Source organism: Dyadobacter frigoris, from assembly GCF_005280585.1.
Taxonomy (GTDB): Bacteria; Bacteroidota; Bacteroidia; order Cytophagales; family Spirosomataceae; genus Dyadobacter; species Dyadobacter frigoris.
In genome coordinates, this window is sequence record NZ_SZVO01000024.1 from 48,324 (window position 1) to 61,389 (window position 13,066).

Genomic DNA, 13,066 nt, shown 5'->3' on the forward strand with positions numbered 1-13,066 from the left:
CAACTAAGCATTATAAATAGTTGAAATGCGAAATTTAACTTAATAATTTAAATTATTAAGTTAAATAAAATTTTTTTATTTAACTTAAAGTATTGATTATTACTTCATATTTTGGTAATTAATATTACTCTATAAAAATAAATTGTAAAATTTAATGGAAACAATGGCGGAAGGCCGAAGGAAAAGTTACTATAAGGGTAGAATGCGAAATTATATAATATCAGCTTTCATTTTTACAAATTAATACTAACCTATTCCAACCTTTTGCCTATGAAACCATTGATCATTACCCTTAATCTGATTGGCTTTTGCTGCTGCATTTTTCTGCAGGCAAATGCGCAGGAAATTACACTGTCAAGGCTCGATAAAACCAGTCCGGGTTTTAAGAGGAACCATCAGCAGGTGGTAACCCTTGAAAACAAACTGAGAGAACTGGAAAAACAGTTTAATGTTTCCTTTTTATATAACTCCGGTTATGTGAACGGAAAAACAGTGAAAGAATCCGGTAAGAATCTGACTCTGGAACATTACCTGAAAAAAATACTGGAACCTAATAATCTTTCATTCAAAAAGTTAAGAGAAAAATTTTACGTGATTTATTCCAATGAAAGCGGGGATAGGCCACAGCCAGCTTCGGAATCAGAACCAAAAACTTCATTGCAACCGCTGCCGGTCATGCAGTATAGTTCTGCGCAATCCACAAATATGCTCGCCTCCCTATATGCCCAGGGTACTTCACAGAAAACCATTCGTTCAGCTGCGTCGGTTTCAGGTATTGTAACGGATGTGGCCACCGGTGAGCCTTTGCCGGGTGCTAGTGTGATTGTGAAGAATTCAAGTATCGGGACTACTACCAACAATGAAGGCCGTTATGAGCTCTCAAATGTTGCCGGGGATGCAACACTTGTATTTTCTTTTATCGGATATCTTTCTACCGAATTGCTGGTAGACAACCGTTCGGTAATCGATATAAAACTTACTGCCGATTTGAAAGCCCTTTCTGAGGTAGTCGTAGTGGGTTATGGCTCAGTTTCCAAAAAGGACGTGACCGGAGCGGTGTCTTCGGTAGGAGGAGATGAAATCCGGAATATGCCGGTCAGGACGGCTACGGATGCTTTACAGGGAAAAGCTGCCGGTATCATGGTAACACAAAGCAGCGGAAGTCCGGGTTCTGCCGGGGTGGTAAGGATTCGCGGGATCGGCTCCATCAATAATTCCAATGAGCCTCTGTACATTGTCGACGGACTGCCTCAAAGCGGAATCGGCTGGCTGAACCCAAGCGATATTGAAACCATGGATATTCATAAGGATGCTTCGGCTGCGGCCATTTATGGTTCCCGCGCATCCAACGGGCTTGTGATCATCACCACGAGAAAGGGCACCAAATCGGAATCGATGAGTGTTACTTTTGACAGTTATTATGGCCTGCAGTCACCGTGGAAACGTCCGCACATGCTCAATGCAGAGGAATTTATCAATTATAAAAACCGTGCTGCCGAGGCTGTGGGTGTAACGCCGCCTATTTCAGCTGCTAATAAAGTGGAAGCACTGAATTTTGTCCGGGCCAATACGGGCGCTCAGGGAACCGACTGGTGGAATTACATTACACAGAAAAACGCCCCGGTTCAAAGTTATAATGTAACCGTTTCAGGGGGCAGCAAAAAAGTTGATTTTGCTTCTTCCGTAGGTTATATGGATCAGAAAGGGATCGTACGTGGTTCAGATTACCGCCGGATCTCATGGCGTAACAATGTAAATGCTCAATTGAATGACCGCGTAAAACTGGGAAGCAATATCGCTGTTGTGTACGAGAGCCGCCGCAATATTGATGAAAACAATCCTTATTCCGGAACCATATTCAGTGCCATGACGGCCGATCCGATCACGCCGGTTTACAGGGATAACCTTACGGCTGTTCCTTCTTTTTATCCAACTATAATGCAGGGGTATGATGCGAGCAATCCTTTTTCAAGATATGCCGGCGTACTTTATTCCAACAAACCCAATCCGGTTGCACAGATTGAAAGAATGCGGCAGAGTATATGGGAAGGGATCAGCCTGAAAGGTGGTGCCAATCTGGAAGTAAAGATTCTGGAGCCGCTTAAATTCAGGAGCAATTTCGGAATGGATATTCAGCGCGGGCTTTCCAAAGGCTTTACACCGCAGTATTTCCTGAACGGATATGATTACAGCACATACAATACCGTAAGCAATTATTCGACCTGGTCCAATTACTTTGTCTGGGAAAATACCCTTGCGTATGACCAGGTATGGGGCCAGCACCGTCTGAATGCACTGGCTGGAACTTCGGCGGAGCTCACAAGAGGACTGGAATACGGCGCTTCGAAACAAGGAATTGTCAACAATAATGAGGATATGCGTCTTATCAATTCGGCTACCATTAATCCCGCTGTATCCGGTTATACGTATTCCAATGCGCTGAATTCTTATTTTGGCCGGGTAAGTTACTCGTATGGAGGCCGGTATGTCATTACCGGAAATGTGCGCCGCGATGGTACCTCCCGGTTTGACCAGGATTACAGATGGGGGACATTTCCTTCTGTGTCGGCGGCCTGGAATTTTACACAGGAAAATTTCCTTAAAGATGCCGGGTTGAAATGGCTTAGTGATGGAAAGCTGCGTGCAAGTTATGGCCTGATCGGAAATCAGAATATTGGCAACGGAGCCTATCTATCGACGTATGGCAACAATGGACGCTATCTTCTCGGAAACAATACCACTTCGTATCTAGGAGCGGGAAGGTCAAGTATCGGAAATCCAATGCTGCAATGGGAAACCTCCACACAAACCGATATCGGCCTGGATCTAACTTTCCTGCATCGTAAACTGAGTTTCACGGCTGACTATTTTAACAAAGCGGTTGATAATATGCTGCTGATCGTTCCCTTGCCGACGACTTTGGGGTATCCGAATTCACCCTGGTCCAATGCGGGTAAAATGGTGAACAAAGGCTGGGAATTTGCAGTAGGTTACGACGGGGCAGCTGGTGGTTTTCAATATGGTGTCAAAGCAACTCTATCCACTTTTACCAATAAAGTAACGACTCTGGGAGGCGGTGAGCCCATTTACGCAACGGCGCATTTAGGAGAAACGATCACAAAAACGCAGGAAGGAATGCCGGTCGGCTATTACTATGGCTACCAGACTGACGGTATTTTTCAGACACAGGATGAAGTGAACAGCAGTCCGCAAAAAGGCCTTTCCTCGCCGGGCGATATCCGTTTTCGCAATATCAACGGAGATCAGATCCTGAATGCGGACGATCGTACAAAAATCGGCAATCCATGGCCGGACTTTATTTACGGGTTCACCCTGAATGCCTCTTACAAAGGCTTTGACGTGAGTGCTTTTATCCAGGGTTCGCAGGGTAACGACGTAATGAACATTCTTCGCTATGATACAGAAGCAGGAACAGGCTGGTACAACGCACCCAAAGGCTTTCTGGAAAAAGCATGGAATGGTGCCGGAAGTACCAATGAATACTACAAGATTTCACAGAATGCAGGGTTGAACACCAATGTATCCCAATATTTTGTAGAGGATGGTTCTTATATGCGCATGAAAAATATGCAGGTTGGTTACAGTCTCCCGACACCGCTTTTACAAAAAGCAAAGATTAAACAGATCAGGTTTTATGTAGGTGCACAGAATCTTTTCACCATTACCAAATACAGCGGTCTTGACCCGGAAATGGGCTCCGCAGATCCCAAGCTGACCGGAATTGACCAGGGATATTTTCCTCAGGCCCGTACCTGGATGTTTGGTATCAATGCGAAATTTTAATCATCCATTACAACAACTGATATTCTTAACTGGAATTGAAATATGAAAAAAATATCATTTATTCTGCTTGTATGGTGCCTGGTTTTTACCGGTACTTCCTGTTCGGATGAATTTCTGGACCGAACCCCTCCGGGAAACCTGACTGACGAAACCTTTTACAAATCACCTGATGCCGCATTTAAGTCGCTGATTACCTGTTACCGTGGCTTTTATGATTTCTGGGGGTATGAAGCCGCCCGGGCCGAACTGGGTAATATGACCACCGACGATAGCGATAAAGGCGGGTCCGACGCCGGTGACCGGCCGTTTGTAACAGATCTTGGGTTTGGCCGTTCCATTTCTTCCAACGAAACGCTAACCGGTTACTGGACTGCACGTTATAATGCTATCGGGAATTGTAATGTAGCTTTGGAAAAACTTCCGGATGCACAGCTCATAGATGCGACGGGCGCTCCTCTGGACGCCACTTTAAAAAGTCGTTACCTGGATGAGATCCGTTTTCTGAGAGCTATGTTTTATCTGGAACTTTCAGAGGTTTTTGGCGGAGTTCCATTGGTTACCAAAACACTCACCGTGGAGGACCGTACCAAGCTGGACCGGGCGACGTCCAAGGAAATTTACGCGTTTATCGAAGCAGAACTTACTGCTGTTGCTGCTGACCCGGCTATGCTGTCTGCAACGACCCTTCAGCCCGCAGAAATCGGAAGAGCAACCAGGGAAGCTTCACTGGCCTTGCTAGCCCGTACCTATCTGTTTTTTGCCAAAGATGATGTTTCATTATTTGCCAAAGCCCGTGATGCGGCTAAAAAAGTGATCGATTCAAAGGCATTTGCGCTTCATCCGGAGTTCCAGGAGATATTTCTGGAAAATGGTTATAAGACCAAGGAGGCGGTTTTTTCAATCATTATGGGTGATGATCCTGCCATTCCGATCATAGGAAGCACAACGCCGGTATATTGCTCGCCGCGCGGTGCCACGGGTGGCTGGGGCTTTGATCTGCCTACCAGAAATCTGGTGGAAGAATTTGAAGAAGGCGACCCTCGTTTGCTGTTTTCGGTCATACAGCAGGGCGATGTTTTTCCCAAGCTGAACGGGACCTCGGAAGTTCTCGATTTGTCGACTTATCCTAACAATGGCTATCACAACAGGAAAGTCTATTTGCCGGAATCCCGCCGGGGACAGGGTTGGGGAAATGATGCCTGGACATACCATCCAATCCGTTATGCTGATGTGCTGCTGATGTATGCCGAGGCACTTATTGAAAGCGGAGGAGATAAAGCAGAAGCGGCCAGTTACATCAATCAGGTTCGTCAGCGCGCTTCCAACAGTACCCGTAAAGACGTAGAAGCAACTTCCAGAGTGTTGAAAATTGCTCAAAAGCCTCTTGCCGATGTGAAAGCGACCGACGATCTGCGCAAGGCTGTACGCCACGAGCGTAGGGTAGAGCTGGCACTCGAATACCACCGTCTCTTTGATCTGATCCGCTGGAATTCTCTTGTAGAAACAATGAAATCCTATTCCCTTAAACCTTTTTCAAATGGCAAAGGAGCCAATTTCACCGCCGGTAAAAATGAAGTCTTTCCTGTGCCACAGGTAGAAATCGACCGTTCGGGTGGTTCCATTACCCAGAATCCAAATTACTGAGCAGGCCATTGCTGCACTTGCTTACTTGCCGGGTTTTATAAACCTGGCAAGTTTTCATTCAAATAACTTTATAAAATTTAACGTTATAAATTGTTAATTAAGTAAAATAAAATATTAAGTTTGGAAGTGAAAAAACTCAGATATTATATTGGGCTACTGGCGGTCGGTACGGCCTGTCTTGCCTCCGTATCCAGGCCGGAATTGCCGCTGTTCAGAGCTGTGACCGATTCGGTATCTATTAAAATTCCTGATTCCAGCCGGTTCACTGCAATGACGTTGATTTCCGGACTGGATGAGCCGATGGGAATGACGATTTTGCCAAATTATGATATAGTAGTAGCCGAGAGAAAAGGTGCCGTCCGTTATTTTAATAACACTACTAAAGAACTTTCCACGATCGCTCAGTTTAATGTTTTCAGTGGAATTGAAGATGGCCTGCTCGGTGTAGCTACTGACCCGGATTTTAAAAACAATAACTGGATATACTTTTACTACGGTGTTGCCGGGGATAAAAATATAAGCAACTTGGCACGCTTCGAACTGAAAGACCATAATCTGATACAGTCGTCGAAGAAGGTATTGCTGGAAGTGCCGACACAGCGTAAATACTGCTGTCACTCTGCGGGTTATATTACATTTGATCCTGATGGATTGTTGTATTTATCGATTGGCGACAATACAAATGCCGAAGAAATTGAAGGTCATAATCCAACTGACGAGAGGCCGGGCCATGAACTGGCAGACGACCAGGGTGCGACGGCTAACAGCAATGATTTCCGGGGAAAAATACTGCGCATCAGACCGCTAGCGGATGGGACGTACAGTATTCCGGACGGCAATCTATTTCCGAAAGACGGATCTTTGGGGAAACCTGAAATTTATGTAATGGGTTTAAGAAACCCGTTCAGAATGTCCGTGGACCCCAAAACGAAATATGTGTATTGGGGGGATGTCGGGCCGGATACCGAAATTAAAGCGAGTGAAGGGAAACTGAGCTATGACGAGATCAATCAGGCGCGTAAACCCGGATTTTTCGGTTATCCTTATTTTTTGGGTGATAACGAGGTTTTTCCTGATTATAATTTTGAAACAAAACAGGAAGGTCCCGGAAAAGATCCCCTGCATCCAATCAATGATTCGCCCAATAATACCGGTCTGAAAAACCTGCCACCTGCCCAGCCTGCATTTATCTGGTATGGAAAAGGCCCGTCCAAAAAATGGCCGGAAGTAGGTAAGGGAGCCGCAAGTGCCATGGCAGGACCGGTTTATTACAGTGATCTGTATCGGAAAGCACCTTATAAACTGCCTGATTATTACAACGGAAAGCTGTTTATTTTTGAGTGGGTCAGAAAATGGATTATGGCTGTTACCATGGACAGCGAAGGTAATTATGTGAGCATGGAACCCTTTATGCCGCAGCTGAAAGTAGTGGCGCCGATGGATATGCAGATCGCTCCGGACGGTGCAGTATATCTGCTTGCTTATGGTACAAACTGGTTTGCCAGAAACACAGATTCAGGCATCATCCGGATAGAATATTCAGAAGGGAACCGCAATCCGGTGGCTGCATTGAAAGTGGGGAAAACAATGGGCGCAGCGCCGTTTACAGTGGAGCTATCCGCCAATGCGTCAAAGGACTATGATGCCGATGACAGGCTTTCTTATGAATGGAAAATAGGTGATAAAAAAGCAGCTGGCCAGGATATTCGTCATACATTTACCAAACCCGGCATCTATAATGTTGTACTGACGGTATCGGATCAAAATGGCGGAAAAGGAACGGCCACCACTCAGATAAAAGTAGGCAACACACCACCCGATCTGACCATTGTAACAAAGGCTAACCGCAGCTTTTACTGGGATAATTCTGAATTTGATTACCAGATAAAAATCAGTGACAAAGAAGATGGGAAAATAGATCCGCAGAAAGTAAATGTCAGTTTCAATTACCTGACTTTTGGAAAAGATCTGGCAGGTGCCCTGAGCTCCGGTGGAGAAAATGACCTGCGGTTTTCAGGTACTGAAAAGCTGTATGCTTCTCTGGATTGCAAATCCTGCCATACAATGGAAACAAAATCAGTAGGCCCGGCTTTGAAAGAAATTGCAAAAAAATACAAGGACCGGGAAGGATCGGATATATTGCTTGCCCGCAAAATAATTACCGGCGGAAGCGGCAACTGGGGAACGTATCCCATGCCGCCGCATGCTGATCTGCCGGAAAAGGATGCGAAGGAAATAGCCGGATATATTTTGTCAATGGGTCAAAAAGCAGGAAAAATGCCACTTTCCAGCGTCATGAAGCTAACTGAACATGAAGGAAAAGGAAATGAAGGAGCCTATGTACTTCAGGCATCGTATATGGATAAGGGTGCCAATGGAATTGAGCCGCTGAAAGCCAGCAGCTACGTGGTCCTTCGAAACCCTTTAATACAGCTTGAAGACTATCAGGAAGGAAATGTGGGCGTGGTGATCGCTACGCAAAACACCGGGTTCATCTCACATATTGCAAACATTACCGACGGGAAATATACCCGTTTCAATGCAATCGACCTGAATCATATCAAGTCAGTCAGGTTAAGAATACAGGAGCAGGGCGCTGGCGGAACTGTGGAATTGAGAAACGGGGCAAAAGACGGACCTCTGCTTGGGAAAACAGAAATTGCCGCCGGGCAGACAGAAGATCCAAAAACAGGCTGGAAAGAAATTGATTTGCCTGTCAGCCCCACAACCGGTATGCACGACTTGTATTTTGTATTTAAAAATCCAAATTCAAAAAGAGCCTTATTTCATATTGACTGGATGTATTTTGAAAAATAACGAAATGATGAACCGACGAAATTTTATATACAACACGGCTCTTGGTGTGATGGCCGCCGAAGGGAATATTGGCTGGGGCAAAAACTACACTGCCGAAATAGGTAAAAGAATTGGAATTATCGGGCTGGATACGAGCCACAGTGAAGTATTTACCAAAATGATCAATGCTGGTAATGCGGATATGAAAGGCTACAAAGTAGTGGCGGCTTATCCGCATGGAAGCAAAGATATCGCCTCTGCTTTGAAAATGAAACCTGAAATCATAAAAGCTGTGCAGAGCCTGGGCGTAGAGATCGTGGATTCCATTGAAGAGCTGTTGAGCAAAGTCGATGTGGTTTTACTCGAATCCAACGATGGAAGGCCTCATCTTGAACAGGCGCTGCCGGTTTTCAAAGCGGGAAAAAGAATGTTCATCGACAAACCCGTGGCACCGGATCTGAAAGGAGCAACAGCGATTTTTGATGCTGCAAAGCAATACAATACGTCCTTTTTTACATCTTCGGCTTTACGGTTTGATGTAAGCGTCCAAAAAGTAGCTGGCGGCTCTATCGGTAAAGTTATCGGGGCCGATGTGTACACGCCTGCCGAAATTGATAAAAATCACAGCGATCTGGCCTGGTATGCCATTCATGGTGTAGAAATGCTTTTTACCGTAATGGGTCCGGGCTGCAAGAGGGTTAGCAGGACGTATCAGGAAGGAACGGATCTGGTAACCGGTGTATGGGATGACGGGAGAATTGGAACATTAAGAGGTATTAGGACAGGGGCTGCAAATATTGCCGGAACTGCTTTTGGAGAGAAAGGAATTGCTCCGCTAGGGCCTTTTGCTTCTTATGAACCACTGGTCAATGAGATTTTAACGTTTTTTGATTCAGGAAAACCACCGGTAACTCCAGGCGAAACCATCGAAATTTTCAGGTTTATCGATGCGGCTGACCGAAGCAGAAAACAAGGTGGGATTGCAGCGTCTTTGAGTTAAATGAAACAATTGTAAGACTATCCTGAATCCTTAAATATTAGCTGAATGCAAAAATATATTGATCTGTACCGCAGCACACTTTTAAATGACATCATACCTTTCTGGATGAAAAACTCTCCTGATACCGAAGCAGGAGGTTATTTTACCTGTCTGGACCGGCAAGGTAAGGTGTATGATACCGATAAGTTTGTCTGGCTGCAATGCCGGCAGGTCTGGTGTTTTGCCATGTTATATAACCAGGTTGAGCAAAAACAGGAGTGGCTGGACCTTGCACTTCATGGTGCGAAGTTTCTTGAAAAATATGGCCGGGATAAAAAAGGAAACTGGTATTTTTCACTGGATCGTTATGGAAATCCTTTAACCCAGCCTTATAACATTTTTTCCGATTGCTTTGCTGCAATGGGATTCGGACAGCTTTACAAAGCCACCGGAAATGAGAATTTCCGGGATATTGCTGTCGATACTTTTCATGCTGTTTTGAAAAGAAAAGGGGATCCGAAAGGAATTTATAACAAGTCGTTTCCGCAAACCAGGCCGCTACAGGGATTTGCCCTTCCAATGATCCTTTGCAACCTGGTTCTGGAAATGGAATCACTTCTGGATGCCGGTTTGGTACAATCTGTTATAGATCAAGGCATTGATACGGTTATGAATAAATTTTATAAACCCGAACCGGGCGTTATTCTAGAAAACATTACACCCGACGGTTTATTTTCTAATTCGTTTGAAGGCCGGCTGGTTAATCCTGGGCATGGACTGGAAGCGATGTGGTTTATAATGGACCTTGCGGAGCGGACTTCGGATTATAAACTGATCCGGAAGGCCACGGATATTACACTGGAATTACTGGAATATGGCTGGGACAAAAAGTATGGCGGCATTTTTTATTTTAAGGATGTAAAAGGATTTCCGCCTCAGCAGCTGGAATGGGATCAGAAACTCTGGTGGGTACATATTGAAACGCTGATCAGTTTGTTAAAAGGCTACCTGCATACTGGTGATGAGCGCTGCCTTGCCTGGTTTGAAAAGGTTCACGATTATACCTGGGAACATTTCCCCGATCCTGCTAACGGAGAATGGTTTGGATATCTGAACAGGGAAGGAGAGCCGCTTCTGACGTTAAAAGGCGGCAAATGGAAAGGTTGTTTTCATGTTCCGCGCGGGTTATACCAGTGCTGGAAAACGTTGGAAAAAATCAATGAAAAATCGCTTGTAAACGTCTGATATGGCACATATTCCTGTTTCTGGTCCGCACACAGCGGTAACTGTCCCCAATCAGAACTACACGCCTGCATTACCCGTGCTTGCCGTATTGTATTTCATGATGGGCCTGATTACCTGTCTGAACGATACACTGGTGCCGTTTTTTAAGAACAGTTTTAACCTGACCTATACGCAATCTGCCCTGGTGCAGTTTTATTTCTTTTTTACTTATGGAATCATGTCTGTTCCGGCTGGCTGGCTGGTAGAAAAAATTGGCTTTAAACGTGCAATGGTCACCGGGTTCCTCGTTGCAGCGATTGGCACTTTTTTGTTTTTTCCTGCTTCTATGATGCACAAATACTATTTTTTCCTGGCCGCCCTTTTTATATTGGCAATCGGAGTCGTGCTGCTTCAGGTAGCCGCCAATCCATTTATTACCATATTGGGTCCGGCCAGAACGGCGTCTTCCAGACTTACGCTGATCCAGGGCGTGGGAGCACTGGGTACCACGATTGCACCACTTTTAGGGACCTGGCTTATTTTGAACCGGGCAAAAGAATTCTTACAACAACCGGGCGAATCCTTACGACTGCCTTATTTATGTATCACCGGTTTTCTGGTTTTGATTGCCCTGGTCGTCAGTCGTATTAACCTACCCAAAATCAGCACTCATTCCGAAACAGGTAAGGGTATTGGTACTAAAATCTTCCGGTTCAGAAATTTAAAATTCGGAGTGATCGCACTATTCTGTTATGTTGGAGCAGAAGTTTCAATTGGTTCATTTTTAACTAATTACATTTCCGATACCCTGACAATAAGCGAAAACCAGGCGAATAGTTTTGTAGCGTTTTACTGGGGAGGCATGCTGGTGGGAAGATTTATTGGCGCTGCATTGTTAAGATTCCTGCGTGCGCCGCTCGTACTCACGTTTTGTGTGCTCATGGCCATTTTGCTGATTCTTTTTTCTGTAAATTCCTCAGGTTCTGTGGCGGTTTGGACGATGACTGGCGTCGGGCTGTGTAATTCGGTCATGTTTGCTACTATTTTTTCATTGGCAGTAACCGGTGTGGGAAAATATGCTACAAAAGCTTCGGGCTGGTTGTCAACAGCCATTGTCGGAGGAGCAGTAGTATCGTTTTTTCAGGGCTGGCTCATAGATCATTTCAACTGGACAGTTGCCTTTATGCTGCCATTGGCATGTTATTTCTTCATCCTGTTTTTCGCATTGAACGGGTACAAACCCAAAGCAGATTTGAGGTTGGGAATACAGACAAGTCATCCTGATCAATGATGCAGCGTCACTGATTCAATAAAAAAGTTATAATTTTAAAGCCTTTAAGGTATTAGATTTCGATTATGAGCAGACCACTTCATGTAGCAGCTAACTATAAAACCAAAGATCCCGGACGTATAATTCTGGGTTATCTGGCCAACAACGGAGGGATGACTTTGCCTGAACTTGGGAAGCGGCTCAACGTAAGTGTTCCAAAGGTGACAGTACTTGTCAATGATTTAAAAAAGGATGGACTGGTTCAGGATTATGGCAAGATTGAATCCTCAGGAGGGCGCCGGCCCAATTTGTACGGAGTTGCTGCTGATGCAGCGTATTTTATCGGCGTAGATGTCAAGCAGTATCATGTCAGTATTGGTTTGGCAGATCTGGATAAAAATTTAATTAAAAATTCGGGAAAGATCCCGTATAACCTGGATAATACGGTAGAATCCAGAGACGAACTTTGCCGGCATATTCTTACTTTTATTACCGGCCTTTCCATACCAAAAAACAAAATTCAGGGAGTAGGGATCAATCTTTCCGGCCGCGTCAATTACAAGACCGGCCACAGTTACAGCTATTTCTATTTTGACGAAAGGCCGCTGAGCAAAATTGTGGAGGAGAAAATCGGTTATCACGTATATCTTGAAAACGATTCGCGGGCAATGGCTTATGGCGAATTTTGTATGGGCGTTGTGCAGGATGAAAAGGATGTTCTGTTTTTGAACCTGGATTATGGAATAGCAGTAGGGATCTTAATGGATGGAAAACTCTATTACGGAAAGTCGGGTTATGCGGGTGAGGTAGGGCACATGCCAGTTTTTAATAATGAATATATTTGCCGGTGTGGTAAAAAAGGCTGCCTTGAAACCCAGGCTTCGGGATGGGCACTTGTCCGCATGTTCCGGGAAAAATTACTGGAAGGATCATCTTCACTGATCAGTTCCAAAATAACCGATCCGGATAAAATTACAATGGAAGATATTATTCAGGCCGCTATCGCTGATGACGTGCTGGCGATTGAGCTGATCGCACAGCTTGGCGAAAATCTTGGGCGGGGAATCGCATCACTTATCAACGTTTTCAATCCCGAACTAGTAATCCTTGGCGGCAGCCTGATGGCAACTCAGGAATATATCTGGCTTCCGATTAAAACGGCAATTAATAAATATTCATTGAGCCTTGTAAATAATGATACCCGGTTATCCATGTCAAAACTCGGCGAAGACGCAGGTTTGTTAGGTGCATGCCTTTTGGTGCGAAACAGGTTCCTGGATTTTACCGGATAAAATCACAAAGAAATGATGTGCAAATTTACACCATGGAAAATCGGCATAACTATGAGT

7 protein-coding genes are annotated in these 13,066 nt (G+C 44.8%); all 7 read left to right on the plus strand.

Features of this window, described 5'->3' with window-relative positions; genetic code table 11:
- Positions 1–270 precede the first annotated feature (270 nt).
- Positions 271–3,804, plus strand: a complete 3,534-nt coding sequence (locus tag FDK13_RS32245; RefSeq protein ID WP_137344145.1) for a SusC/RagA family TonB-linked outer membrane protein — start codon at positions 271–273, stop codon at positions 3,802–3,804.
- A 42-nt stretch (positions 3,805–3,846) separates the two neighbouring features.
- Positions 3,847–5,448 (plus strand): RagB/SusD family nutrient uptake outer membrane protein, encoded by a 1,602-nt coding sequence (locus FDK13_RS32250; RefSeq protein ID WP_137344146.1) that lies wholly within the window; start codon positions 3,847–3,849, stop codon positions 5,446–5,448.
- A 126-nt stretch (positions 5,449–5,574) separates the two neighbouring features.
- Positions 5,575–8,265 (plus strand): PQQ-dependent sugar dehydrogenase, encoded by a 2,691-nt coding sequence (locus FDK13_RS32255; RefSeq protein WP_229216311.1) that lies wholly within the window; start codon positions 5,575–5,577, stop codon positions 8,263–8,265.
- Positions 8,266–8,269: 4 nt separating this feature from the next.
- Complete coding sequence (locus FDK13_RS32260; protein WP_137344147.1) at positions 8,270–9,244, plus strand: Gfo/Idh/MocA family protein; 975 nt, start codon at positions 8,270–8,272, stop codon at positions 9,242–9,244.
- A 45-nt stretch (positions 9,245–9,289) separates the two neighbouring features.
- Positions 9,290–10,468, plus strand: a complete 1,179-nt coding sequence (locus FDK13_RS32265; protein WP_137344148.1) for a n-acyl-d-glucosamine 2-epimerase — start codon at positions 9,290–9,292, stop codon at positions 10,466–10,468.
- Position 10,469: 1 nt separating this feature from the next.
- Positions 10,470–11,738 carry a sugar MFS transporter gene (locus FDK13_RS32270; protein ID WP_137344149.1) on the plus strand — a complete coding sequence of 423 codons (1,269 nt, stop codon included), beginning with the start codon at positions 10,470–10,472 and terminating at the stop codon, positions 11,736–11,738.
- Between the two features lie 65 nt (positions 11,739–11,803).
- On the plus strand, positions 11,804–13,009 hold the full coding sequence (locus tag FDK13_RS32275) for an ROK family transcriptional regulator (protein ID WP_137344150.1): 1,206 nt from the start codon (positions 11,804–11,806) through the stop codon (positions 13,007–13,009).
- The last annotated feature ends 57 nt before the right edge of the window (positions 13,010–13,066 follow it).

Bases quoted from the DNA above. Each gene is read 5' to 3' on its own strand.
- FDK13_RS32245 (WP_137344145.1), top strand. From the start codon at position 271: ATGAAACCATTGATCATTACCCTTAATCTGATTGGCTTTTGCTGCTGC.
- FDK13_RS32250 (WP_137344146.1), top strand. From the start codon at position 3,847: ATGAAAAAAATATCATTTATTCTGCTTGTATGGTGCCTGGTTTTTACC.
- FDK13_RS32260 (WP_137344147.1), top strand. From the start codon at position 8,270: ATGATGAACCGACGAAATTTTATATACAACACGGCTCTTGGTGTGATG.
- FDK13_RS32265 (WP_137344148.1), top strand. From the start codon at position 9,290: ATGCAAAAATATATTGATCTGTACCGCAGCACACTTTTAAATGACATC.
- FDK13_RS32270 (WP_137344149.1), top strand. From the start codon at position 10,470: ATGGCACATATTCCTGTTTCTGGTCCGCACACAGCGGTAACTGTCCCC.
- FDK13_RS32275 (WP_137344150.1), top strand. From the start codon at position 11,804: ATGAGCAGACCACTTCATGTAGCAGCTAACTATAAAACCAAAGATCCC.